General features: G+C 73.5%; 20 protein-coding genes. 19 read left to right on the forward strand and 1 reads right to left on the reverse strand.

The annotated features are described in order from the left end of the window. The first annotated feature begins 63 nt into the window (after window positions 1-63). Genes BS83_RS15985 through BS83_RS16000 form a run of 4 tightly spaced genes read left to right on the forward strand, consistent with a single transcriptional unit; the run spans window position 64 to window position 3,402 of the window. Window positions 64-969 carry an ABC transporter ATP-binding protein gene (locus tag BS83_RS15985; protein ID WP_037609134.1) on the forward strand — a complete coding sequence of 302 codons (906 nt, stop codon included), beginning with the start codon at window positions 64-66 and terminating at the stop codon, window positions 967-969. Beyond that, complete coding sequence (locus BS83_RS15990) at window positions 966-1,712, forward strand: ABC transporter permease (RefSeq protein ID WP_198035246.1); 747 nt, start codon at window positions 966-968, stop codon at window positions 1,710-1,712. The genes BS83_RS15985 and BS83_RS15990 overlap by 4 nt, the downstream gene beginning before the upstream one ends. Beyond that, on the forward strand, window positions 1,709-2,803 hold the full coding sequence (locus BS83_RS15995) for a sensor histidine kinase (protein WP_037604481.1): 1,095 nt from the start codon (window positions 1,709-1,711) through the stop codon (window positions 2,801-2,803). Before BS83_RS15990 ends, BS83_RS15995 begins: the two co-directional genes overlap by 4 nt. After that, window positions 2,800-3,402, forward strand: a complete 603-nt coding sequence (locus BS83_RS16000) for a response regulator transcription factor (protein WP_037604482.1) — start codon at window positions 2,800-2,802, stop codon at window positions 3,400-3,402. Before BS83_RS15995 ends, BS83_RS16000 begins: the two co-directional genes overlap by 4 nt. Window positions 3,403-3,657: 255 nt before the next feature. On the opposite strand, the gene BS83_RS16005 is transcribed toward BS83_RS16000, so the two are convergent. Further along, the gene (locus tag BS83_RS16005; RefSeq protein ID WP_037604483.1) at window positions 3,658-5,649 is read right to left on the reverse strand and encodes a B12-binding domain-containing radical SAM protein; all 1,992 of its coding nucleotides are present in this window, start codon (window positions 5,647-5,649) and stop codon (window positions 3,658-3,660) included. Between the two features lie 295 nt (window positions 5,650-5,944). Between BS83_RS16005 and BS83_RS16010 the strand changes: the two genes are divergently transcribed. The 15 genes from BS83_RS16010 to BS83_RS16070 all read left to right on the forward strand — a co-directional run bounded on the left by BS83_RS16010 (window position 5,945) and on the right by BS83_RS16070 (window position 25,662). Then, complete coding sequence (locus BS83_RS16010; RefSeq protein ID WP_037604484.1) at window positions 5,945-7,009, forward strand: LLM class flavin-dependent oxidoreductase; 1,065 nt, start codon at window positions 5,945-5,947, stop codon at window positions 7,007-7,009. Window positions 7,010-7,047: 38 nt separating this feature from the next. Next, window positions 7,048-7,215 carry a thiomuracin/GE37468 family thiazolyl RiPP peptide gene (locus tag BS83_RS45455; RefSeq protein WP_157597197.1) on the forward strand — a complete coding sequence of 56 codons (168 nt, stop codon included), beginning with the start codon at window positions 7,048-7,050 and terminating at the stop codon, window positions 7,213-7,215. A 59-nt stretch (window positions 7,216-7,274) separates the two neighbouring features. Then, complete coding sequence (locus tag BS83_RS45460) at window positions 7,275-7,442, forward strand: thiomuracin/GE37468 family thiazolyl RiPP peptide (protein WP_153464076.1); 168 nt, start codon at window positions 7,275-7,277, stop codon at window positions 7,440-7,442. 120 nt (window positions 7,443-7,562) lie between these two features. Next, window positions 7,563-9,530, forward strand: coding sequence for a hypothetical protein (locus BS83_RS16015; RefSeq protein WP_157597198.1), 1,968 nt, complete (start codon window positions 7,563-7,565; stop codon window positions 9,528-9,530). Further along, window positions 9,523-11,181 (forward strand): TOMM precursor leader peptide-binding protein, encoded by a 1,659-nt coding sequence (locus tag BS83_RS16020; protein ID WP_051943114.1) that lies wholly within the window; start codon window positions 9,523-9,525, stop codon window positions 11,179-11,181. Before BS83_RS16015 ends, BS83_RS16020 begins: the two co-directional genes overlap by 8 nt. Further along, window positions 11,178-12,755, forward strand: a complete 1,578-nt coding sequence (locus BS83_RS16025; protein WP_037604486.1) for a SagB family peptide dehydrogenase — start codon at window positions 11,178-11,180, stop codon at window positions 12,753-12,755. The genes BS83_RS16020 and BS83_RS16025 overlap by 4 nt, the downstream gene beginning before the upstream one ends. Next, window positions 12,755-15,379, forward strand: a complete 2,625-nt coding sequence (locus BS83_RS16030; RefSeq protein ID WP_037604487.1) for a lantibiotic dehydratase — start codon at window positions 12,755-12,757, stop codon at window positions 15,377-15,379. Before BS83_RS16025 ends, BS83_RS16030 begins: the two co-directional genes overlap by 1 nt. Beyond that, window positions 15,372-16,421, forward strand: a complete 1,050-nt coding sequence (locus BS83_RS16035; RefSeq protein WP_037604488.1) for a lantibiotic dehydratase C-terminal domain-containing protein — start codon at window positions 15,372-15,374, stop codon at window positions 16,419-16,421. Before BS83_RS16030 ends, BS83_RS16035 begins: the two co-directional genes overlap by 8 nt. 2 nt (window positions 16,422-16,423) lie before the next feature. Continuing rightward, window positions 16,424-17,836 carry a nitroreductase family protein gene (locus BS83_RS16040; protein ID WP_157597200.1) on the forward strand — a complete coding sequence of 471 codons (1,413 nt, stop codon included), beginning with the start codon at window positions 16,424-16,426 and terminating at the stop codon, window positions 17,834-17,836. Window positions 17,837-17,849: 13 nt separating this feature from the next. Next, complete coding sequence (locus BS83_RS16045) at window positions 17,850-19,703, forward strand: TOMM precursor leader peptide-binding protein (RefSeq protein ID WP_051943120.1); 1,854 nt, start codon at window positions 17,850-17,852, stop codon at window positions 19,701-19,703. Further along, a complete protein-coding gene (locus BS83_RS16050; protein WP_037604490.1) occupies window positions 19,700-22,141 on the forward strand; it encodes a lantibiotic dehydratase in 2,442 nt (813 codons plus the stop codon). Before BS83_RS16045 ends, BS83_RS16050 begins: the two co-directional genes overlap by 4 nt. Then, a complete protein-coding gene (locus tag BS83_RS16055) occupies window positions 22,138-23,247 on the forward strand; it encodes a thiopeptide maturation pyridine synthase (protein ID WP_037604491.1) in 1,110 nt (369 codons plus the stop codon). The genes BS83_RS16050 and BS83_RS16055 overlap by 4 nt, the downstream gene beginning before the upstream one ends. Before the next feature lie 45 nt (window positions 23,248-23,292). Beyond that, the gene (locus tag BS83_RS16060) at window positions 23,293-24,258 is read left to right on the forward strand and encodes an ABC transporter ATP-binding protein (protein WP_037604492.1); all 966 of its coding nucleotides are present in this window, start codon (window positions 23,293-23,295) and stop codon (window positions 24,256-24,258) included. Then, window positions 24,255-25,076 carry an ABC transporter permease gene (locus BS83_RS16065; protein WP_084713560.1) on the forward strand — a complete coding sequence of 274 codons (822 nt, stop codon included), beginning with the start codon at window positions 24,255-24,257 and terminating at the stop codon, window positions 25,074-25,076. Before BS83_RS16060 ends, BS83_RS16065 begins: the two co-directional genes overlap by 4 nt. Before the next feature lie 133 nt (window positions 25,077-25,209). Next, complete coding sequence (locus BS83_RS16070; protein WP_051943122.1) at window positions 25,210-25,662, forward strand: winged helix-turn-helix transcriptional regulator; 453 nt, start codon at window positions 25,210-25,212, stop codon at window positions 25,660-25,662.

A 25,662-nucleotide genomic window follows, 5' to 3' on the forward strand; every position in this document is an offset into this window, starting at 1 on the left:
ATCAGGCGCCGGTGACGGGGCATCACTACCCGCGAGGGCGCTCACGAGGGGAGGGTGGCGACCATGGGGACGACACAGGCGGTGCTGACCGCCGAAGGGCTGCGGTACCGGTACGGGGAGACGCTCGCGCTGGACGGGGTCGGCCTGCGGGGCGACCCCGGGGAGTGCGTCGCGCTGCTCGGGCCGAACGGCGCGGGCAAGTCGACGCTGGTGGCGCTGAGCGTCGGGCTGCTGGCCCCGCAGCAGGGCACGGTGCGGGTGCTCGGCGGTGACCCGCGCCGCGCGGCGACCCGGCGACGGCTGGGCGTGGCGCAGCAGACGCTCGGTTTCCCCAACACGCTGACCGTCGGCGAGCTGGTGACCGGCGCCGCGGTACGCGGCGGCCTGCGGGCCTCGGCGGCCGCCCCGGTGCTGGCCGAGCTCGGCCTGGCCGAGCTGCGCGGCCGCCGGGTGCCGAAGCTGTCCGGCGGCCAGAAGCAACGCGTGCAGCTGGCCATGGCGCTGGTCACCGAGCCGGCCCTGCTGGTGCTCGACGAGCCGACCGTGGGCCTGGACACCTCGGCCAGGCGGCACTTCTGGAAGATCCTGGAGCGGCGCAGGGCACAGGGCGCCGCGGTGCTGGTGACCACCCACCTGATCGAGGAGTCGGCCGCGGTCGCGGACCGCGTGGTCGTGCTCGACCGCGGCCGGATCCTGGCCGACGCGCCGCCCGAGGAGCTGGTGTCCCGCCTGCCCGACCGGACGGTCACCGTCAGCACCCGCCTGGACCGGCGGGAGCTGGAGAGCCTGCCGGGGGTGCTCTCGGTCACCGCCGAGCACGGGCTGACGCGGATTCAGACCCGCTCGCCCGAGGACCTGCTGCGGGCGCTGCTGGCCAGGGACGAGCAGGTGTCGGAACTGCGGGTGCAGGACGCGGGCCTGGAGGAAGCCGTGCTCGCGCTGACGGACGAGGCGGAGGCGGCACTGTGAGCGGGCTGACGGCACGGGTCTTCGGAGTGGAGCTCAGGGACGAGCTGCGGGCGATCGTGCGCGAGCCCACCTCGCTGTTCTTCAGCATCCTGATGCCGGTCGGCTTCTTCGTGCTGTTCAACCTGCTCTACGGGCAGAAGACCACCCAGGGCATCTCGGCCGGCACGGCCATGGTGGCGACCTTCGGCACCTACGGCGTGATCACGGTGGCGGCGCTGCAACCGGGGATCGGCGTCGCGCAGGACCGCGACCTCGGCTGGCTGCGGATGAAGCGGGTCTCCGCGGTGCCGATCGGCGTCAGCCTGGCGGCCAAGGCCACGGCCGCGCTGCTCTACGCCGTGGGCGTGCTGGTGCTGATGGGCGTGACGGCCGCGGCCTTCGGCACGCTGCACGCCTCGGCCTGGCAGCTGGCGCGCGTGGCGGTGGTACTTCTGCTCGGCACCGTGCCGTTCACGCTCGCAAGCGTGGCGGTGGGACTGCGGTTCCGCACCAACGCGACGATCGCACTGCTCAACGCGATGCTCTTCCCACTGGCGGTACTGTCGGGCCTGTGGATCCCGCTCCAGTTCCTGCCCAGGACGGTCCGTCAGATCGCCAGGTTCCTGCCCACCTACCACCTGGCCCAGCTCGGTCTCGCGCAGCTGAGCTCCGGCAGTGTGCTGATCCACGTCTTCGCCCTGCTGGTGACGACGGCGGCGGCGCTCGGGCTGGCGATGCTGGCCTACCGGCACGCCCGGATATGAGCCGCCTGGCCGCCAGACTGCGGACCTGGGACTGGGTCTACCTCGGCTATCTGCTGTTCGTGCCCGCGCAGCCGTACTTCTCCCCCCGTCCGGCGTGGTGGGAGTGGCCGCTGGCCGTGGGGGTGTGCGCCGCCACGGCGGTGCTGTACGCGGTGAAGCTGCTGCGCGGTCCCGACGCGCGGCATCTGTGGACGGCGATCGTGCCGATGGCGGCCGTCGGCACGGCGGCCACCCCGTTCAACACCAACGCGAGCGTGCTCTTCGTCTACGCGGCGGCCGTGGTGGGCGACACCCTTTCCTGGCGCGAGGCGCGGCTGTGGTTCGCGGCGCTGACGGTCCTGGACAGCGCCGCGGCCGCGGTCTCACGGGTGCCGATGCCCTACCGACTGTGGGGTTTCGCGTCGGCGACCGTGCTGATCTGGGTGATCGGGCTGCTCGAACTGCGGCAGCGCGACCGGCGGCAGGAGTGGGAGAACCAGCGGCTGCGCACCGCCCAGGTGGAGCTGCTGGCCACCCTCGCCGAGCGCGAGCGGATCGCGCGCGACCTGCACGACCTGCTCGGGCACTCGCTGACCGCCGTGGTGATGCGCGCCCAGCTGACCAAGGAGCTGGTGCCGGTCGACGCGGAGCGCGCCAGGGCCGAGGCCGAGGAGATCGAACGCAACGCCCGCGACGCGCTCGCGGCGGTGCGCAGCACCGTCACCGGCTGGCGACGCACCACCGTCCGCGACGAACTGGAAGCGGCGCGGCGGGCGTTGGCGGGGACGGGGGTGACCCTGCGGGTGGACCTCGACGCCGACCCGCCGCTGGTCGCCTCGGTCGAGCACGCGCTGGGCCTGGCGATGCGCGAGGCCGTGACCAACGTGGCCCGGCACGCCCGGGCCACCCACTGCCGGATCGGACTGGACGCGGACGGCGGGCGGGTGCGCTTGGTGGTCGCGGACGACGGGATCGGCGGCACGGCCCCCGAGGGCACCGGGCTGACCGGGATGCGCGAGCGGATCGCCAAGCTCGGCGGCGCGGTCCAGCGCACCGGCGCGGCCGGCACGACGCTGACGATCACCGTGCCGATCCGGGCGGTGGCCGGGTGATCCGCGTGGTGCTGGCCGAGGACCAGGGCATGGTGCTGGGCGCGTTCGCCGCCCTGCTGGACCTGCAGCCCGACATCACGGTGGTGGCGACGGCGACCAACGGCGACGACGCGCTGACGGCGGTGCGCGCGCACCGCCCCGACGTGCTGGTGACCGACATCGAGATGCCCGGCCGCACCGGTCTCGACCTGGCCGCCGAACTGAGCCGCACCGGCGACCCGGCCCGGGTGCTGATCGTGACCACCTTCGCCCGCAGCGGCTACCTGCGCCGCGCGGTCGACGCCGGCGTGGCGGGCTACGTCCTCAAGGACGCCCCGATCGGCGAACTGGCCGCGGCCCTGCGCCGGGTGCACGCGGGCGAGCGGGTGGTCGCGCCGGAACTCGCGGTGGCCGCCTGGGACTCGGCCGACCCGCTCACCGACAGGGAACGCGAACTGCTGCGCGCGGTCGCCGACGGGGCCAGCAACACGGAGATCGCAGCCCGCCTCTTCCTGGCCGAGGGCACCGTCCGCAACTACCTCTCCACCGCGATGGCCAAACTGGGCGCCCGCAACCGCACCGAGGCGGCCCGCACGGCGCTGTCGCGCGGCTGGCTGTAACGCTGCGGCCTGGCGTACTCGACCGGGCCCGCGGCGCGGCGAACCCCCGGCGCAGCCCGTACCTGGCCCGACCGTCAGGCGGACGCATGGTGACGTCCTCGGTCCGGTCACGGCGCCCGGCCGGACCACGGCGAGGATCGGCCCCAGGCGCTCGGCCCAGAGCCTCGCCTCCGTCTACCAGGGCCAGGGGCGCGCGGGCATCGACTCGGTCCCTGGTGACCGGCCCGGGGGCGGGGCGAGGTGCGCGACGGCGGGTCAGGACAGCGCGAAGAGCAGGTCGTGGAGCGGGCGGCCGGTGCCGTGCCAGATGGAGAGGGAGTAGACGCTGATCGGGTAGTGGACCCAGCGCGGCGGGGCCCAGACCGTGCCGCGCACGGTGGCGCCCCGGCCGTCGGCGTCCAGGCTGGAGGGGACGTCGCCGGCGTCGACCAGCAGGTCCCAGGCCCGCCGGGGCACGGCGAACTCCGCCTCGTGCAGCTCGCCGCGCATGCTGGCGCGGAGAATCGTCGTCGCCGCGAGGTCCAGGCTGAGGGCGCCGTCGACCAGCGCGCGGTCGATCTCGTGGCCGGCGGCGGTCAGCCGGGCGCAGAGCCGGTCGACGGCGTCGGTGAGCAGGTTCCTCGCGGCGCGTTCGGTGCCCGCGGCCCGGCACAGCAGGGCCTGGAAGTGCACCTCCTCCGGCACCACGACCCGGTCGCCGATCACGGTCCGCAGCAGCGCCATGTCCACGTCCCCCGGCTCCCGGTAGCCGGCGGCGACGTTGCGGGCCACCGCGCGCAGGAACGGGTCGGCGCAGTCCTCCAGCAGGAACGACCAGAGCTGGTCGCAGAGTTCGACCATGCGCACACCGGTGGTCATGTGCAGCACGCGGAGCGCGCAGCGGAGCAGGATCTTCTGGAACAGTGTCATGGAGACGCGGAACGCCATGCCGTCGACCCACTCCTCGGTCGTCATGGTGTCGTGCGCGACGACGACCTCGGCGACGAGTTCGGGGTTGGTGATGTCGGCCGGCATCCACCGGGTGGTCAGTTTGTGCTTGTCCTGGAAGGACTCGCGCGAGTACTCGGTGTTGTTGAGCAGCAGCAGCGGATAGATCACCGGCGAGCCGCCCGCCGTCAGCACCTCCTCGGCCCCGGCCAGATAGGACTCGTGGGTCTCCCCCGGCAGGCCCCAGATCAGGTCGGTGTAGGTGGGCACGTCCAGCGCGCGGAAGCGGGAGAGCAGCCGCCGGTAGTGGTCGGTGCGGATGTTGGCCCGGTTGGCGATCTTCAGCACGTCCGGGTCGAAGGACTGCGCGGACAGCGTGATCGCGCCGGTGAGTTCGGCGGCGTGGAGCATGCCGGCGATCTCCACGATGCGGTCGTTGCCGTTCTTCGCCCAGTTGGTGCTGATGATCAGCCGCTTGTCGTGGCGCCGGGTGAGCTCCACGATGTGCTCGGCGATCTGCCGGTCCCTGGCGATGATCCCGAAGTTCGCGTCCGCGATGAAGAGGGTGGCGTCGGTCGGCATCAGCCGTACCAGCCGGTCGAGTTCGGCGAAGATCCGGTCCAGGTCGAACTGGCGCACCTTGGAGTTGGTGGCGCCGCCCCAGTAGCAGAAGGCGCACTTGTAGGGGCAGCCGCGGTTGGTCTCGTAGACGATCATCGACGAGCCGGTGATCTCCGCGTCGGAGTAGACCGGGGAGAGGATCGGCGAGACGACCTGCTCGAGGTCGGTGATCCGGTCCGCGTCCGCGTTGGTGACGACGGCGCCCTCGGACCAGTAGCTGATGCCGGGGATCGCGGCGAGGTCGCCCTCGGCCAGGAAGCAACCGATCAGGTCGCGGAACCGCAGTTCGCCCTCGCCGTGGACCAGCACGTCCACCCAGGGAGCCTCGGCGAACAGCGGATCCTGCTGGTAGCTCACGTCGTTGCCGCCGAGGACGACGCGGCAGTCGGGCCAGCGCAGCTTCACCCGGCGGGCCAGCTCCAGGGACTGGGCCCGGTTCCAGAAGAACACGGTAAGCGCGACGGCGAACGGCTCGTCGTCCCAGGAGTCGAGCAGCTCGTCCATGGCCTGCTCGCCGCCGCTCTGCTCGCGCACGCTGATGCGGAAGTCGCAGGCTTCGTCGAGCTCCGGGTCGGCGACCGCGGTGGCCTTGAGATAGCCGAGGGTGACGCTGTAGCGGACACCGTGCATCGCGGTGAACTCGACGAGCTGAACCGTTTTCTTCTTCACTGCGGCCACGGCCGGCCAGGTGGAGGTCATGGCTCCCAATCCGTGCAGTCGGCAACAGGCACACACGGTCGCAGCGCGGGCCGACGCAGTCAATAACGCTTCCTTCGAACCGTAAGTATCCCCGGTGATACCGACCGCCGAATTGAATACTTTGCCCCGGGAGCGGCCCGCCTGTCGGATATTGACGACTTCGGTGGCCCCCTGTAGCGTCGGCCAGGAAAGACCCCCCGGCTCCGCGCTCACAGAGGCCTCGGACCGTGTGGATGACCACCGCAGACGTCGATCTCGCGGATATCCCGGATATCCGGTTCAAGGAGTGGTATCGGTGCGCTTCGGGCTTTCTCTTCTTCCTGACTGCACGCCGGAGACCAAATCTCCGCAGGACTATTTCAGCGACGCGCTGGAATTGTCGGTGCAAGCGGAACTCGGTGGTCTTGATTCCGTCAAGATGACCGAGCACTATCTGCATTACTACGGCGGGTACTGCCCGAGCCCGCTGGGATTCCTCTCCGCCGTGGCCGCCAGGACGAGCTCGGTGCGGCTGATGACCGGCTGTGTGCTGCCGGTCTTCCACCATCCGATCCAACTGGCCGCCGAGGCCGCGCAGGTGGACGCGATCAGCGGCGGCCGGCTCGACGTCGGCTTCGCCCGGGCCTATCTGCCCGACGAGTTCGACGCGCTGGGCCTCGCGATGGAGGAGAGCACCGACCGCTTCAGGGAGACCATCCGCGCGGTGCTGCGCATCTGGACCGAGGAGAAGGTCACCGAGGACACGCCGTTCTTCTCCTACCGCGACGTCACCGGACTGCCGCGGCCCACCCAGCAGCCGCATCCGCCGGTCTGGGGGGCGGCGGTCCGCACCCCGGAGAGCTTCTCCTGGCTGGGCACCGAGGGCATGGGGCTGCTGATCACACCCCTGATCTCGCCGCACGAGTTCCGCGGCCACCTCACCCTCTACCGGGAGGCGTTCGAGGCCGCGCACGGCGGCACCGCACTGCGTCCCCGGGTCACGGCCAGCCTGCCGCTGGTGGTCGCCGACACCGACGCGCAGGCCGAGGAGATCGCCGAGACCTACCTGCGGCGCTACCTGGACGTGTGGGCGCTGGCGGTGAACGCCTGGGACCGCAGGGAGTCCTCGGCCTATCAGGGTTACTCCGGCTTCGGCTGGATGCTGCGCGGCCTCCAGCCGGCCAAGCTCTACCGCGAGGGCGGCGCGATCGTCGGCTCCCCGGCCACCGTCATCGACCGGATCCGCGCCTTCAACGACCACATCGGCGGCGTCGACCAGATCCTCTGGCAGATCGACTTCGGCGCGATGCCGCTCACCGAGGCTGGGCAGACCTTGGAGCTCTTCTGCAACAAGGTGCTGCCCGAAGTGAAATCACTGTGACGACTCGTCACCCGGAACGCGAGAGGGGGTGTGAAGACATGGAGGGATTCGAGGACCTGGTGCTGGACGACGGCGCCTTCGAGCTCGTCGACCTGGGCGAGGTGGTTCCCGCGTCGGTGACGGCCGGCTACGGCCTGACCGAGCTGTCGGCTTCCGGCGGCCAGAGCAGCTGTTGCTGCTGCTGCCCGTGCTGCTCCTGCACCTGATTCAGGGTGCCGGTGTTCCCACCGCACGTCACAGCGAGAAGGGGAGGAGGTGTAGAGACATGGAGGGATTCGAGGACCTGGTGCTGGACGACGGCGCCTTCGAGCTCGTCGACCTGGGCGAGGTGGTTCCCGCGTCGGTGACGGCCGGTTACGGCCTCACGGAGCTGTCCGCTTCCGGCGGCGCCAGCAGCTGCTGCTGCTGCTGCCCGTGCTGCTCCTGCACCTGATCAGGGTGCTGAACTTTCCGGCGCCTGTGCTCTAGCCGGTGCGTGCGATCGAACGAGGACCGGGTGGCTCTTGGTCCTCCTCCTGACCGGTCATCAGTCATGCCTGAAGAAGCGGTGGTCATGGAAGTAAATGTCGAGCGGATCCGGCCGCGCCTGCGTGGGGACGTCTACGTCATGCGCGTGCCCGAGGGCGCGTACATCCGCAGCAATCTGGGCGGGTCGATGCTCAAGGGCGCCTCGACCTACGAGTGGATCCAGCGGATCGCGCCGATGCTCGACGGCACCAGGACGCTCGGCGAACTGTGCGCCGGCGTGCCGGAGCAGAACCGCGCCGCGCTGGCCAAGCTGACCCTGCTGCTGCTCGGCAAGGGCTACGTCAAGAACGTGCTGGAGGACCGCCCGCACACGCTGACCGCCGAACTGGCCACGACCTACGCGGCCAACATCGCCTTCGTCGAGTACTTCGTCGACTCGCCGGAGCTGCGCTTCGAGCACTACCGCGAGGCCGCCGTGGTGCTGGCCGGCGCGGGACCGCTGCTCCAGGCGCTGACCAACGCGCAGCTGCGCGCCGGCGTGCGCACCGCACCTGTCGCGCCGTTCGCCGAGTCGCCCTTCGACCGCGAGCGCGTGGCCGAGCACCTGACCGCGGCCCGTGCCAGGGACCCGCAGCAGGAGCTCACCTGGGTCGAGACCGCCGACGACCGGCTGGTGGCCGGCGGCGACATGCTGCTGCACGTCGCCGACCGGCCGATGATCGGGCGCGCCCTGCGGCTGCCCGGGGTCGCCCGCGCCGCGGGCGCCGCCTTCGCCCAGGCCGTGGCGGTCGGCGACGAGGCGTGGATCGGCCCGGTGATCGCCAAGGACGGCGACGCCACGGCCTGGGAGTCGGCCTGGCGCCGGCTGCGCGCGCTGGCGCCCGAGCTCGCGGGCGCGGACCTGCGCGACCACCCCGAGCAGGCGCCGAGCGAGTTCCTGCGCGGCCCGACGGTCGCCCTGGTCGCCAACCAGCTCTGCTTCGCCGCCTTCCGGCACCTGACCGGCATCGACCAGGGTCAGGCGGCCGACCGCCTGGTCAGGTTCGACCTGGAGACCCTGGAGACGGCGACCCACGCCTTCCTGCCGCACCCGCTGGCGCTGCCCGCGCTCCCCGACGACCCGGCCCGACTGGCCCGGCTCGCCGCCGCGCCGCCCGTCGACGACGAGGAGCTCGGCCGCCGCGCCGTGGACTGCGTCGACGTCAGGACCGGCGTGTTCGCGGAGATCACCGAGCGCGACTACGAGCAACTGCCGCTGTTCGTCAGCGAGGTCGTGGTCTCCGACCCGGTCGGGCTGGCCGGCGGACCGTTCCCCGTGCACGGCTGCGGCGAGAGCGTCGTCGAGTCGCGTCAGCGCGCGGTGCGGCGAGCGTTCGAACGCTATGCGGCCGTGACGGCCGACCCCCGCAGGGGCGACCGACTGCACGGCGCGGACGTGCTGACCGGTGAGCCGGTCGAGGTCGAGGCCGCGGCGGTCCTCCCGGCGCGGAGCCCCGCGTCCGGCGGCGACTGGGCCGAGGCCGTGAGCGCCGCGGTCGTCGCCGCGGCCGGCGCGGGCGTCGGCCCGGCCCTCGCCGCCGCGACCGAGCCGCTCCCCCGGCTGGACCTGGACGGCGCCGAGCTGACCGGCCGCGGCGAGCGCTACCGCAAACTGCTGGAGATCGTCGACGAGCGGTTCGAGGTCTACGACCTGTCCGGGTTGCTCGGCCTGCCCACCTTCGCGTTCACCACCGCGCACGGCACCGTCGCCTGCGCGAGCGGACTCGAACCCGGGACGGCGCTGGAACGGGGTCTCGAGCAGACGCTGCTCGCCTACCAGTCCCGCAGCGCCGACCAGCCCGGCTACGCGCCGGAGCCGGTGCCCCAGCTGCCCGCGGAGCTGCGCGGCGAGCCGCGTGGGGCGGGCGCGTGGCCGACCCCGGTGTCCCTGGACGAGGTCGTGGCGCGGCTGACCCGCGACGGCGGCCGCGTGGTCGCGGTGCCGCTGGACCACGATCCGGCCGTCGCCGCGCTGTGTCCGTTCGTGGCGCAGGCCGCGGTCGTCCATGGCTGACCAGCCCCAGGTGCTGCTCGAACCCCATCAGGTGATCGTCGGACCGTGGCCGCCCGGCTGCCCGGACTGCCTGCGCACCAGGCGTACCGCGGCGGCGGGCGACGACCCCGCCGCCGGGCCGGTCGCCGAACCGTCGGCGGCGCCACGCCACGGACTGCCGAGCTTCCTCGCGGACACGGTGGCCCAACTGACCGCGACCGAGCCGCAGGAGCAGCGCTACCGGATCGTCGACGCCGCCACGCTCGCGCTGTCGCGGCACTCCTACCTCACCGACCCGCACTGCCGGACCTGTTCGACCGTCCTCCCCGACACCGAGCAGGGCGCACGGATCAGCCGGCAGGCCAGGACCAAGCTGTCCGACGGGTCGAGCCGCATCCGGGCGCTGGACCGGGCCGCTCTCGAAGCGGTCTACGTGGACCGGCGAAGCGGCCTGATCCCCTCCGTCACCTCCTACACCCATCACGCGTTCCCCTTCACCGAGGCCGTGCTGGCGGTGCCCGGCGTCGCCACCGAGGCGTCCGGTTACGGCCGCACCCGCGACTTCGCGTCCGCGCGGGCCGTCGCGGTGGCCGAGTCGCTGGAGCGCCTCGCGGCCTACACGCCGACGAGGCGCACCGGTGTGCGCGCGTCGTGGTCGGAGCTCGCCGCCGACGCGGTCGACCCCCGCACCCTCGGCCTGTACCCGGCCGAGCGGTACCGCGCGCCCGGCTTCCCCTACCGGGAGTTCACCGAGGACGCGATGGCGAACTGGGTGTGGGGCTGGTCGTTCGGCCGGGGGCGTCCGGTGCTGGTCCCGGAGAGCTTCGTCTACTACCGGCTTCCGAGGCACGGCGGGGAGGCCTCCTTCGCCTGCGAGATCTCCAGCGGCTGCGCGCTGGGCGGCTGTTACGAGGAGGCGGTGCTGCACGGCGTCCTCGAGGTCGCCGAACGCGACGCGTTCCTCCGGACCTGGTACGGCGGCGCCCCGCTGCCCGTGCTCTATCCGGCCTCCGTGCCCGATCGCAGGATCCCGCTGGTGGCCGAGAGGATCGAGCGGCAGGGCTACCGGGTGCGGATCTTCGACAGCACCCAGGAGCACGGCATCCCCTCCTTCTGGACGTTCGCCGAGGACGTCACCGGCACCGGGCGGCCCAGGGCCGTCTCGACCGGCGGCAGCGGGCTGCAGCCGGCCGAGGCGATCCTGGCCGCGCTGCACGAGCTCAGCCAGACCGTCGAGTACGTGACCCTGTTGGCGCTCGACCCCGGCTGGCGCGACCGGGCCCGGCATCTGGCCGGGCATCCGGACGAGGTGGTCTCGATGGCGGACCACCTGCTGTGCGCGGCCGATCCCGACAGCTTCGACCGGTACGGGTTCCTGCTGGACGACCCGCCCGCCTCGACCTGGGAACAGGGGCTCGCGCGGTGGCACTGGCCGCGCAACGCCGAGATCGGCGCGGACCTGGACGAGGCGGTACGCCGCTTCGCGGCCGCGGGCATGGACGTCGTCGCCGTCGACACCACCTCAACGGAACAGGCTTCGGGAGGCTTCACATGCGTCAAGGTGATCGCACCGGGCTCGGTGCCGATGACCTTCGGCCACACGGCCCGGCGGGTGACCGGTCTGCCCCGGCTGGAGCGGGTGCGCAATCCGCATCCGCACCCGTTCCCGTGACCGGGCGCGGCGGCGGCCTCGGCGGCGGCGCCGGCAGGGACTTCTGGCGGGTCAGCCTGGAGGACCTCGCCGAGGCGATGGAGACCAGGCAGTCCGAGTACGGCAACCCTGACGAGCCGCTGAAGTTCAAGATCTACCGGGGGCGGCCGCGCCGTCCGCTGACGACCAGGATCCCGTCCGGCCTCGACCCGGTCGACGCCCTGGACGAGCGGGCGCTGTCGACGCTGCTCCACTACGGCTACGGCATCTCCCGGCAGGAGTTCGACACCAACGGGACCTGGCCCTACCACCGGATGGTCGCCTCGGCCCGCTGCCTGTTCGGGGTCCAGCTCTACCTCTGCCTGCCCGAGGGCGTGTACCACTACGACGCCCCGCACCACGCGCTGGTGCAGCTGCGGGAGGGCGACCACCGCGAACTCCTCACGCGGGCGACGGGGACGGCCGGTCCGACGCCCGAGGCCGTGTTCGTGCTGTCCGGTCTCTTCGCCAAGACCGCCTACATCTACCGGGACTACGCCTACCGGCTGTGCACGCAGGAGGCCGGGCTGCTGGCCGGGAACCTGGACCTGGTGGCCGGCGCCATGGGCCTGCGGGTGCGGACGCACCATCAGTTCCTGGACGAGCCGGTCGGCAGGCTGCTCGGACTCGACGGCGACGAGGAGCCCCCGCTGCTGGTGCTGCCGCTGCACCTCTCCGGGGCCCCGACCGACGCCGACGCCTGGCCCTCGCGTCGGCCGGTCGCGGAGACGGCGACGGCGCTGGCGGCGACCATCGAGGCGATCGAGCCGCAGGTCGTCCCGAGCGGGCTGCGCGTCGCGCAGGCCTGCCCCACGCTGACCGAGGTCAACCGGGCCTCCCTGCGCACCGACACCGCGACTTTCGCGACGGCCGAACCGGCCGTGCCCGCCGACTCCGGCGCGGCCGCGCGTCCGCTGCCCGCGACCGAGCTCCGCGGGCCGGGCCTGGCCGAGGTGCTGCGGGCCAGAGACTCCGGGCCGGGGATCTTCCGTCCGCTGGCCTCGGAGGTCGACGGCGTCGACCTGTGGACACGGCTGGCCGGGATCAGGGCCGGGGTCGTCACCGACTCGGTCCCGCCCGGGGCGCCCGCCCCGCTGGAGGTCTACCTGACCGTCGGCGAGCTCACCGGCATCCCGGCCGGGGCCTACCGGCTCGACCACGCGAGCGGCGCGCTGCACCCGGTGGTGCGCGCGGACGGCGTCGAGCAGGACCCCGTCACCGCGATCGAGCGCGTCACCATCCCCGGGCCGGTCTTCACGCACCTGAACGCGATCGTCCACCTGGTCGCGGACCGCGACTGGGCCTTCGACACCTTCGGCGACCGCGGCTACCGCGTGATCAACCAGGAGGCCGGGCTGCTCGCGCACCGCGTCTGCGTGGCCGCGGCGGCCCAGGGCATGTCCGGCCGCGTCGTCAACGCGTACCACGCCGAGGGGGTCCGCGCGGCCCTCGGTCTGACCGAGCGGCGCCACACCCCGGTCTTCCAGATCCTGCTGGCCAGGACGGGACCGGGCGGACGAGTGATCGTGCCCGTCGAGCCGGAGGCGGTGGAGTGATGGAGAGTCTGCGAGAGGCAGAGCCGGGAGCGGCGCTGTACGGGCTGGGGCCGGCGGCCGTGGTCAGGTTCGCCGGAAGCCCGGTCGCCGTGCTCGAAGGCCTGCGCTGTGCGCGGAGCTGGGACCTCGCCGGGCGACTGGTGCGGCTCACGGGGGAGATCGCCGCGGCGAGCGGCGCGCTGTCGGACCTGCTGCACTCGGCGATCGGCGCCGCGGGCGACGGCGAACCGAAGGCCGGGCTGGTCGCGGTGCGCCGGGCCGTGCACCGAGGCCGTCGGGTCGATCCCGCCAGGCTGGCGGACCTGCCCGCCGAGCTCGCCGCCCCGTTGCGGCAGTGGTCCGCGCTGCTCGCCGAACGCGACCGGCTGCAGACGGAGTTGCCGCAGCAGCTGGAACAGGACTGGACGGCGAGCTGCCTCGCGCTGCGCGACGCGGCGCGGCTGCCCGACTTCCAGCTGGGGCTGGTGCACGCGAATCCCGACATGTTCCTGGCGCTGCACAAGTGGCTGGCCGCCGGACGCGCGCCGCAACGCCAGAACATCCTGCGGCTGGCCCAGTACCTGGCCCGCTCCGCCGCGAAGACCAGCCCCTACTCGACCTTCACCAGCAGCGGACTGGCCGCCTGGAGCCGGTCGGGGGAGCTCGTCGAGCTGTCCGGCCGACCGGCCGAGGGCCGGTTCGCCGCGGCGACAGGGACGGAGGTCAGCATCGGCTCGCTGCACCGGATCGCCCGCGCGGTGAGCGAGCGGCCCGAGGTCGTCGGCGGCTGTCTGATCCGGATCAATCCGAGCGTCACGGTGTCCGACGACACCCTGGTCTTCCTCGGCCGCCGCCCGGTCGAGCACGTCCACAGCCTCGCGCTGTCTCCGACGCTGCGCCGGGTGCTGGAGGTGACCACGGAAGGGACCACGCTGGACGACCTGCGCGGCGCCCTGCAGGCGCAGGCCACCGACGCCCGCCAGGCCGACGTGTTCCTGCGCCGTCTGGTGACGCTGGGCGTGCTGGAGCTGGTTCCGCCGCTGGCCGACCAGACCGCCGACCCGGTCGCCGAACTGCGGTCCTGGCTGCGCCAGTTGGGGCAGCCCGGGCTGGAGCGGCTGGACCGGACGCTGCACGGGGTGCAGGAGGCGCTGTCGGAGTACCCCACCATCGCCTCCCCGGGCGACCGGGTCGCCGTCCGCGACGCCGTGGTCCGCGGCCTGGACACGGCGCTGCGCGAGGCGGGCGACCACGCCCATCTGACCAGTCCCGGGCTGGCCAAGGAGTTCGCCCGGTACAGCTTCTACGAGAACGCGGTCCACCCCGGCACCGCCGCGGTACTGGGGTCGGAGCGGTGGCGGCCACTGCTGGACGACCTGGACGCGGTCCGCACCCTGCTCGGGCTGGTCGGACCCGACCTGCCCGCCAAGCTGACCCTGAGCCGGCTCTTCCAGGACCGCTATCCGGCTCGTGCCGAGGTGCCGCTGCTGGTGTTCTACCGTGACGTCCTCGCCCGGCAGCAGAGCCCCGCGGACGCCGGGCCGGACGCCGGACCGGACGACGCCGAGGACCCGCTGCGCGAGCTGCGGCGGCTGCGCGCCGAGGCCAAACGGCTGCTGGGCGAGCGCGCGCCGGACCGGGACGGGGTGGTCAGGGTCGACCCCGAGGAGGTGCGCAGGCTGGCCAAGGGCTGGCCGAGCTGGGTGCGCACCCCCACCTCCGTCGCCGTCTACTGTCAGCTCGCCGACGCCGAGCAGGGCCCAGAGCTGGTGGTCAACACCGTCACCTGCGGTTTCGGGCGCGGTCGCAACCGGGTGCGGCAGATCCTCGACGGCCTCGACCTGCGCGCCGACGCGCCCGCCGAGCCCGGACTGGCCGCGGGCCGCGACGATCTGCTGTTCGCCGAGTTCGAGGCCGTGGCGAGGTCCGCGGTCAACGTCAGGAAGCCGGGCGTCGGCCTGGTCGTCGACTACCCGGGCGTCCGCAGCCTGCGCGAGCCCGGCGAGCTGCTGCCGGTCAACGACCTGTACGTGCGGCACGGCGGCGACGGCCTGCTGCACCTGGTCTCGCGGCGGCTCGGCCGACGGATCTGCCCGGTCCACCCCGGTCTCGGCGACCGGCTGCTGCCACCCACGGCACGGTTCATGGTCGAGGCCTTCGGCGAGTCCAACACCTGGTTCGGCGCCCACACCGAACTGCGGATGACCTCGGACCCGCGCGCCGACGACGGCGTGCGCCATCTGCCCCGGCTGATGGTGGGGAAGGTGGTGCTGCGCCGCGCCATGTGGCTGACCCGCGCGGACCGGCTGCCCCGCCGCGCCGACGCCGCCACCGACGCGGCATGGATGCTGCGGACCGCCGCATGGCTGGCCGAGCACGGCATTCCGGAGCGGTGCTTCGTCACCGTGCTCGACCCGGCCACCCTGGCCCAGGGCGGCAAGGGGCAGGGGCCCGGCAACGACATCAAGCCCAACTACGTGGACTTCGCGAGCATGCTGCTGCTGCTCGGGTTGGAACGCCGGCTCGCCGAGCCGAACGCGATCGTGCAGATCAGCGAGATGGCGCCGGACCCCGGCCGGATCCGCGGCGAGCGCGTCGCCGAGTACATCGTGGAACTCAACGAGCCCGGAGTCACCTATGTCTGACATCTCTGCCGCGCCCGCCGCTCCCGGCGCACCGGCCATGGCCGCCATGCCGGAGAAGCCCGAGGCGCCCGCCCGGACCTGGGTCAGCGCCCACCTCTTCTTCCACGGCGACCAGGACGCCGTCGTCGTCGGGGTGGTCCGGCCTGCCGTGGAGCGGCTGCGCCTGGCCGGCCAGGCCGAGGGCTTCTTCTTCCTGCGCTACTGGGAGGGCGGTCCGCACGTCCGGCTGCGGGTGCTCACCGCCCCCGAACAGGCGGACCGGGTCCGGGCCGTGATCGAGGAGACGGCCGCGGAGTTCTTCCGCACCTCGCCGTCGGAGTCCTCGATGACACCGCAGGAGTACGCCGACACCGCCCCCGGCCTGGCCGCGCTGGAGCGGATGGCCGAATACGACCCGGAGCTGCACCCGGACAACTCGCTCGCGTTCGTCGACTACGTGCCGGAGACCGAGGTGTTCGGCTCGGGCCGCTCGCTCGAGGCGGTCGAACGGCAACTGATGGCGACCAGCGCGCTGGCGGTGGAGCTGATCGCGCGCGGCCGCAAGCCGGGACAGCGCGCCATGGACGCCTTCGCCGTGCTGGCCTCCAACCGCACGCTGTTCACCGGCATCCTTCCCGAACTCGCCTACCAGGCGCGGTTCATGGTGGAGAGCGGCGGTCAGGCGGGGCAGTTGATCGGCACGCCGGAGTTCGAGCGGCACTTCGACGCCAACAAGGCCCAGCTGCGCTCCACCCTGGAGTCGGTGTGGGCCTCCACCCGGGGCGTGGCGCTGCCCGACGGCTCGGTGGCGAGCAGTTGGCTGGCGAGCACCAGGGACCTCAACGACACCCTGGTCGAGCTGGAACTGCTGGGGCGGCTCGACGCCTATCCGGGCTTCGAGGCCCCGGCGGAGGTGCTCGACCACATCAACCACCTGGTGCCGCAGCTGATCGTGGAGCGCTGCGCGCACCTGATGTGCAACCGCCTCGGCATCAGCCTGGCCCAGGAGTCCCACCTGCGGCTGCTGCTGACCAGGACCGCGTTCGACCTGTGTGCGGTGTGACCGTGAGCGACCAGGTCACGCGCTACCAGGAGGACGTCCACACCCCCACCGAGGTGGCCGACCCGAAGGCGTTCCCGCCCCGCGTGGTCAAGAGCTACCCCGGTGCGCCGCGGCATCCGCTGCCCTGGCCGCCGGAGCGGGCCGGGCACCGGCTCGGCCGGCTGCTCGCCGAGCTCGGCGGCATCACCCGGGCACAGTGGCTGACCCCGCTGGACATGCTGCCCTTCACCGACAGCTTCGAGGCCATCCCTGACGACGACCCGCTGCAGTGGCTGGTGACCAGGCGTCCGACGCCGTCGGGCGGCGCCCGCTACAGCGCCGAGTGGTACGTGATCGCCGGGCCGGACTCCGGTGTGCCGACCGGGGTCCACTACTACGACCCGGCCCGGCACGACCTGGTGCGGCTGCGCTCGGGCGACTACCTCGCCCAGGTGTCCGCGCGGCCCGCCGCCACGGTGCTCGTGCACACCAACGTGTTCTGGCGGCTGGCCGCGAAGTACGGCGAGATGCACTACCGGCTCGCCTGCCTGGAGGCCGGGATCCAGGTGGCGCAGGCGCTCGCGGTCACGGACGGGCAGGGGGCCACCGCCAGGCTCTGCTTCCCCGACGCCGACCTCACCGAACTGCTGGGCCTCGACCCGCGCGAGGAGGGCGTGCACGCCCTGGTCGAGTTGGTCCCGCCGACGCCTCGTGCCGTCCGCGGCCCCTCGCTCGCGGCCTTCCCGAAGGCCCACGGCGCGCACGCGGCCGTGCTGGAGCAGAGCCGTCCCCGTCCCGAGCCGCTGCCGGCCCCCGCGGGGGACGGCAAGCGGATCAGTCTGCCGCTCGCCACGCCCGACCTGCGGGCCGGGACCCAGACCCGGCACGCCGCCATGCGCGGCTTCAACGGCGACCCGATGTCGCCCGGCGCGCTGGCCGCCGTCCTCACCGCCTACGGGCAGCAGGCGCGTTGGGACCTTCCGGAGAACCTGGTCGAGTTCTACTGCGTCGTCGCGGACGTCACCGGCGTGCCGTCCGGGGCCTACCGCTACCTCCCCGAGGAGCACCAGCTGGAGCTGGTGGCCGAGGGCGATCCCCGGCAGCGGCTGCGCGAGGCGGCCCTGGCCGCGCTCACCCAGCAGGGCGCGCGCACCGGGAACCTCTGGCTGCTGCCGGTCGGCGACGCGGAGGCCGCCGAGGCGAGGTTCGGCGCCCGCTGGTACCGGCTCCAGCAGGCCGCCGCGGGCGCCGCGCTGCACCGCGCCTGCCTGGCCGCCGCCGCGGTCGACGTGGCGAGCCGGATCCACAACGACGTGCTGACCCACCTGCTGGACCAGTGGTTCGGCCTGGAGGGACGCCGGCGCACGCTGCTGATGGCCCAGCTGGGCACCGAACACCCGGCCGGGCCGCGCCCCGAGTTCCGGCTGACGTGGTGAGGGGGAGCCGCGCGTGAGCGAGACGGTACTCGGCGACGGCCTGCTGGCCGACGCCATCGCACTGCGCCCGCCGCCGCTGCTGGTGGTGGCGCACGACGGGTGGCGCACCGACGACTGGGCCGACGCCCACGGCCGGGGCGAGCCGTGGCTGCCGGTGTGGACCGAGCTCGACCGGGTGGTGGTCGGCCCGGTCGTCCGGCCGGGCGAGCCGGGCTGCGCCTGGTGCCTGTCGACCTGGCGGGCCGCCGCACCGCGCCGTGACCGCTGGACCGCCGACCTGCGCAAGGACGAGCGGATCGCCGGGCGGCCCTCGCTCTGGCTCTCCTCCTTCGCCGCCGACGCCGTGGGCGAACTGCTGCACACCGGCGCGGCCGCCGACTGCTGCTGGTACCTGGGGCTGCGCGACCTCTCGCTGGCCCGGCACACCTTTCTGCCCGACCCGCTGTGCCGGGTCTGCGGCTCGCTGCCGCGCGACAGCGCCGCGCTCGCCGCGTTCGCGCCGCGCTCGCGGCCCAAGCCGAGGCCGGGGGCCACCCGGGTCGGCGCGCTGTCCGAGGTCGAGCTGACGCGTCGTTACGTCGACGCGGAGACCGGCGTGGTCGCCCCGCCCAACGGCATGCGGGACGCCAGGTTCCCGCTGGCCGAGGCGGTCCTGGCGGAGTACGGCTACCGGGGCGAGGCCGGCTGGGGACGCGGCTCCGACTACGCCTCCTGCCGGACCACCTCGATCGCGGAGGCGCTGGAACGCCTCGGCGGCCAGTGGCCCTGGGGGCGGCGGACCGCCGTGCGCGGCAGCTACGCCGAACTCGGGGACGACGCCGTCGACCCGCGGTCCTTCGGCCTGTTCCCGCCCGAGCGCCACCCCGACCCCGACGGCGTCCACCAGCCCTTCACCGAGGACGCGGTGGTCTCCTGGGTCTGGGGGTGGTCGTTCGGCCGGTCCCGCCCGGTGCTGGTGCCGGAGAGCCACGCCTACTACCGGACCCGTTGGCAGCCGGGGGCGAAGGCGGACAAGCCCTTCACCTTCGAGATCTCCAACGGCTGCGCGCTCGGCGGCTGCCTGGAGGAGGCGATCCTGCACGGCATCCTGGAGATCGTCGAAAGGGACGCGTTCCTGCTGACCTGGTACGCCCGGATGCCGGTGCCCGAGCTCGACCTGACCCGCGCGCCGGATCCGCGGATCGGGCTGGTCGTCGAACGCCTGGAGCGCACCGGCTACCGGGTGCGGGTCTTCGACACGACGCTGACCGAGGAGATCCCCGCCTTCTGGGTGCTGGCCCAGGACCTCGCCGGCGACGCGGCGCGGCCCCGGGTCGTCTGCACCAGCGGATCTGGCCTTGCCCCGGCGGCGGCCGTGCTCAGCGCGCTGGGCGAGCTCGCGCCGATCGTCGAGCAGGAGATCGCCCGCTACCCGGGCGAGGCCGAGCGGGCCCGGCGGATGGCGGCCGACCCCGAACTGGTGCGGGTGATGACCGACCACTCGCTGTGCAGCGCCACCCCGGAGGCCTTCGACCGCTTCGCCTTCCTGCTCTCCGGCCCCGACCGCACCGTCGGCTGGGACCGCGCGGGCCGCAGCCCCTGGCCGGTCCACACCGACCTGCGCGACGACCTGACCGAGGCGGTCGACCGGATGCTCGCCGGCGGCATGGACGTGGTGGTCGTCGACCAGACCTCGGCACTGCACCGGGCCGCAGGGCTGCACTGCGTCAAGGTGATCGCGCCAGGGGCGCTGCCGATGACCTTCGGTCACCGTAACCGGCGGACCACCGGCCTGCCCCGGCTGCGGGAGGTGCCGTACCGGCTCGGCCACGCGCCGCGCCCGCTCACCGAGGCCGACCTCAACCCGCACCCCCACCCGTTCCCATGAGCGGCCGCCACCCCACCGTCGCCGCCACCTTCGGAGTCAGGGTCGCGGGCCTGCCGGCCACCGTGATCGAGCGACTGGCCGACAAGCGGCTGCGCGACGCCCTGCTGGCCGGGGCCCGCGGCGACGCCGAACTGACGGCCCGCGCCGCCGACCTGTCCGACCGCTGCCACACGGTGATCGGGGTGCTCGGCGACCCGGCCGCCAAGCCGAAGCTGGTGGCGCTGCGCCGCGCGGTGCACCAACTGCGGGACCCGGCCAGGCTGCTGGCCGATCCGCTGGTCGCCGCCGCCCTCGGCGACGAACTGGCGGCCGAGCTGGCCGCGTTCGGGAGCGGGGTGGGCCGGCGCCGGGCCGAGCGGGCGGAGCTGCCCGCGCTGCTGGCCGAGGCGGAACAGGCCGCGGCCGCGGCACTGCGGGAGATCGCCGCCCTCCCCCGCTTCGACCAGGGCCTCGCCCATGCCAGCCCGACCCTCCGGGAGGCGGTGCGGCGCAGGCCCGGCCGTTCGGAGCTGACCCGGCTCGCCGTCTACGTCACCCGGGCCGCCGTCAAGACCAGCCCGTTCAGCACCTTCACCGCCAGCGGCCTGGGCCGCTTCGTCCCCGAGGGCCCGGCGCTGCGCTGGACCGCGACCGCACCGGCCCGCTCGGTCGTCGAGCTCGACCTCGCCGCCCTCGCGCCGCAGGCCGAGCAGCTGACCGGGGCCGCCGGGATCCGGATCCGGGTCAACCCGAGCGCGCGGGTGGAGTCCGACGCCGTCCGGTTCCTCGGCCCGCCGCCGCGGGAGGAGCTGCTCAGCCTGCCGCTGACGCCGGCGCTGCGGCACTGCCTGCGGGCCGCGGCCGCCTCGCCGACCCTCGCCGGGCTCACCGCGAGCCTGCCCGCGCCGCCGGACCGGGCCGAAGGCTACCTGCGGTCACTGCTGACCGCGGGCGTGCTGCTGGCCACGACCGGCCTCGACGAGCACGGTCCCGACCCGCTCGGACAGCTGGCGCGCCACGCGCCCGCGCTGGCGCCGGTCGGGGAGGCGCTGCGCGCGTACGCGGACGCCGACGGGGCCGGGCGGATCGCGCTCGGTCCCGCGCTGGCGGACCGCCTCGCACCGTTCGGCGTCACCGGCCGGCTGCGGGACGTGGTGACCGAGCAGTCGGTCGTCCCCGGCGTGGTCGTCGAGGCGGGTCTTCCGTTCTGGCAGGACGCCCTGGACGATCTCGCCCTCGCCTGCCGGACACTGGCCGTCTTCGACCACACGCTGCCGTTCAGGCTGGCGGTCGCCGCCTTCGTCGCCGAGCGCTTCGGAGCCGGGGCGCGGGTGCCGTTCGACCGCTTCTACGCCGAACTGGTCCGCGACGGCGGCGAGGCGACGCGGCTGCACCCGGCCGCCGTCGCCTTCGCCCCGACCGGGCTGACCGAGGTCCTGGCCGCGAGCCCGGTCCCCGCGGTGCGCCGACTGGTCGGCCTGATCGCGGACGTCCGCGGCGCGCTGTCCGACCGGCGGCGACTCGCCCGGGTCCTGGACGAGCTCCCTCCCTGGATCCGCCCGGCGGGCTCGGTCGCGGTCTACGCCCAGGGGGACGGCGACCGGCTGGTCGTCAACGCGGTCAACTCCGGTTTCGGCCGCGGCCGGTCCCAGCTGCGCCGGTTGCTGCGCGCCGCGGGCGAGGAGCCGCTCCCGGTCGAGGCGGTGCGTCCGGCCGGCGCCGGGTACGCCGAGTTCGCCCAGACGCTCGCGACCTCGCTGAACCAGCGCGAGCTCGTCCTGCCCGACCGCCTGGACTACCCGCCGCCCGCCCGGCTGCGGGTCGGCGTCGGCGCGGACGGGCTGCCGGTCCTGCTCGACGAGGAGGCGGTCCTCCGCCCGGTCCACGGCGGGCTCTCCTTCGAGCGTCAACTCCCGCCCGTGATGGCGCTGCTGGTGGAGGCCTTCGGCGAGAACCCGCTGCTGCTCCGGCCGGACCAGCCGCTGCGGCACGACGCGGCCGCGGGCCGGGACGACGGCCCCGCCAGGGTCCTGCACGCGCCGCGCCTCGCCGTCGGGCGGGTGGTGCTCCGGCGGGCGGCCTGGGTGGCCCGGCCGGGGGCAGTGCCGCGCCGCCCGGCCGGCGGGTCCGACGCGGACTTCCTGCTGCGGCTCACCGCCTGGCTCGCCGAACACGGCGTCCCGCCCCGGTTCTTCGCCTCGGTCCTGCCCGCGGGAATCGGCCCGGCCGCCTCGCTCGCGCGCGACCGCGCCAGGAAACCGCTGCTCGTGGACATCGGTTCGCCGCACCTGGTACTGGCCTTCGAAAGGCTGGCGGCCGATCCTGCCGGGGCGGCGGTGCTCACCGAGGTCCTGCCGGAGCCCGAGACCGCGCTCACCGACCAGGAGGGCCTGCCCCGCGTGACCGAATACCTGATCGAGCTGGACTGCCTGACGGACTGTCGAGGAGACGGACGATGACGACCGAGCCCACCTGGCGCAGCGTGAACGTCCACCACCACGACAGCGACCGGACGGACCTGCTGCTCGACGCGGTGCGCCCGTTCCTGCACGCGGTCTCCCCCGCGGTCCCGCGCGTCTGGTTCCAGCCGCACTGGCGGCGCGGGCCGCACGTGCGGATCCCGGTCCAGGCGAGCGCGGAGACCTTCGACGCGCTGGTGGCCCCGGCGGCCGCGGACATCCTCGGCGGATACCTGCGGGCGCACCCCTCCACGACGGTCCTCGACGAGCGGGCCGCACTGGAGGAGCACCGGCGGCTTGCCGTGATCGAGCGCGAGCAGGGCCCGTTGACCCCGTGGGCGGCGGACAACTCGCTCGAGTTCGAGCCCTTCGACCGGCGCCTGGCCGTCCTCGGCGGCACGGCGGCGGCCGACCTGCTGGCCGACTACTACGTGGACACCAACGACACCGTCTTCGCGATCCTGGACTGGATCCGCGGCGGCGGTTCCCGGATGGCGCTCGCGGTGGACCTGTTCCTCGCGGCGGCGCACCGCTTCCTGCCGCCGGTGACCTACGGCTACCTCTCCTACCGGGGGCACGCGGACGCCTTCCTGGCCAAGAACCCGGACGCGCTGCGCGAACGCTTCGACCGGGTCTACGAGGCCAACGCGGAGCGGTTCAGGCAGCGGGTGGTCACCGTGACCGGGGCCGCCGACCACCACGAGGTGCTGCGCTTCGGCGGTCTGCTGGACATCCTGCTGCGCTACCGCAACCGGGCCGCGAAGCTGATCGCCGCCGGCGGGCTGGCACTGAACTCGGACGCGAACGGCGAGCCCGAGGCCTGGGGCTCGAGCTGGAGCGCCTGGTCCGAGCGGAGCGCCTTCCACCGGACGCTCGGCGGCCACCGGGGGGCGGCCGACCAGCTCGGCGGCTGGGACGCCTTCCAGCAGTACCGGATCGTCCTCAACTGGCTGTACCTGAACATGTACCGGATCGGCCTCGGTGAGCTGGAACGCAACCTGGTCTGCCACGTGGTCTCCCGCGCCGTCGAGGACGTGAACGGAGTGACCGCGCTGGACCGGATCCAGGACCTGATCGGTTTCGTCGACAGCGGCGGTCGTCTCTAGTCCCGCACCGCCGCCCAGCCGGACCGCAGGAGAGGGGAGCACACGATGCACGACGCCGTCACCGTCACCGACCTGGTCAAGCACTACCACCCGCAGGCGCCGCCCGCCGTCGACGGTCTGAGCTTCACCGTCGCCAGGGGCGAGGTCTTCGGCCTGCTCGGCCCGAACGGGGCCGGGAAGTCCACCACCGTGGGCGTGCTGACCACACGGATCCTGCCGACCTCGGGCCGCTGCCTGGTCCTCGGCACGGACGTGGTGGCCCGCCCGGCCGAGGCGAAACGCCTGCTCGCCGTCGTCCCGCAGCGGCAGAACCTGGACCGGTCGCTGGACGTGCGGCAGAACCTGCTCTTCCACGCCCGCTACCACGGTGTGGGCCGCGAGGAGCGGACACGGCGCGCGGCGGAGCTGCTGGACCTGATGGGGCTGGCCGACGCCGCGGGCCGGCGGGTCGAGCGGCTCTCCGGCGGCCAGGCCCAACGGGTGGTGATCGCACGGGCGTTGATGCACGCGCCGGAGGTCCTGTTCCTGGACGAGCCGTCGACCGGTCTCGACCCGCAGTCACGGCTCTTCCTGCACGAGCGGATCAGGGAGCTGCGGGACCGAGGGGTCACCGTGGTGCTCACCACGCACGACATGGACGAGGCCGAGAGCCTGTCCGACCGGATCGGCATCGTCGACCACGGCCGGCTGCTGGCCCTGGACACGCCGCGCGCGCTCACCGGGGCGCTGCCCGGCGGCGCGACGATCCTCGCGCAGGCACACGTCGCATCCGACGCGGCCACGGCCGTGGTGGCCGCGCTGGCGGAGCTGCCCGGCGTCGAGGCCGTCGAGCACGACGCGGCCGCGGGCCGCTTCCGGGTGCGCACCGAGAAGGACCCCTCCGCGCTCCTGCCCGACGTGCTGCGGACCGTCGTGGACCGGGGGGCGGGCGCGGAGCTCGTCGACCTGTCGGTGGCCAGGCCCAGCCTGCGGGACGTCTTCATCTCGCTGACCGGAAGGGAGCTGCGGTGACCGTGACCACCCTGGCCGAAACCGCCCCACGACCGCGCCACGACCTCGGCTCCGTCCTGCGGACCTTCCTCGCGGTGCTGTGGCGCGACGTGTTCACCACGACGCGGCGGCCCACCGCGTTCCTGGTGCAGGTCGTGGTCCAACCGCTGCTGCTCTTCTTCGTCTTCGGCAAGGTCCTGGGCGAAGCCGGCTACACCAGGGGCGACTTCGGCGCCACGCTACTGCCCGGGGTGATGGCACTCAACGCCCTGCTGGTCTCGCTGCAGAACACCGCGATGCCGCTGATCATGGACTTCTCCTGGTCCGGCGAGATCGAGGACCGGCTGCTCGCACCGCTGCCGGGCCCGCTGGTGGCCGTGGCCAAGCTGGTCTTCGGAACGCTGTGCGGTCTCTTCGCCGGGTTGGTCATGGCCCCCATCGGCTTTCTCGTGCTGGGCACCTCGGGCTGGGCGCCCGACGCGTGGCCCGCGGTGCTGCTCGTCCTCGCGCTCGGCTCGGCCACCGGTGCGGGCATCGGACTGGTCCTGGGCACGGTCATCGCGCCCGACCGGATCAGCGTCACCTTCGCGCTGGTGCTCGCTCCGGTGACGTTCACCGGGTCCGTCCAGTACCCGTGGTCCTCGCTGGGCCGCGTCGGCTGGTTCCAGGTCGTCTCCGCGGTCAACCCGCTGACATATGTGAGCGAGGGGCTGCGGGCCGCGACGCTGCCGGGCCAGGCGGCGATCGCCCTGTGGATCGACGTCCTGGTGCTGCTCCTGGCGCTGCTGCTGGCCGCGCTCGTCGGCGTCAGGGGGTTCATGTCACGGGCGCTCGGCTGATCGGCCATCGATCAACCATGAAAGGAGATTTACCAAGATTGACACAATATGTCGCTATGTTTCACGCCAATGTGTCATGCTCATGTTTCGGGTGTACGCGCCACCGTGCACCCCGAACGTGAGGGGGGACACTATGGCCGCTTTCGAGGCCGGCGCCACCGTCCACGGCGCCCAGAAGTGCAACGAGGACCCGAGCCGCCCGATCCTGGACCAGATCGCCGACAAGTGGTCGATGCCCGTCCTGGGCTTTCTGGACGAACCCAAGCGCTTCAACGAAATCAGACGTCACCTGGACGGGGTTACCCAGCGGGTGCTGACCCAGACCCTGCGCCGTCTGGAACGCAACGGAATGATCGTGCGCCGGGTGCTGCCCACCTCCCCCGTCGGCGTCGAGTACTCCCTCACCCGGCTCGGGGAGTCACTGCGGGAGCCGTTCGGCCGCTTACAGGCCTGGGCGGTGGACAACACGGACGCGATCAGGGAACACCAGCGCGCGTACGACCAGCGGATGCTCGACTACGGAACCTCCCCGCTCCCGGTCCCCGCCTCGGCCTCGGCCTCGGCTCCGGTGGCCGGATCCCACTGA

The organism is Streptacidiphilus rugosus AM-16 (genome assembly GCF_000744655.1).
In the GTDB taxonomy this organism is placed as follows: domain Bacteria; phylum Actinomycetota; class Actinomycetes; order Streptomycetales; family Streptomycetaceae; genus Streptacidiphilus; species Streptacidiphilus rugosus.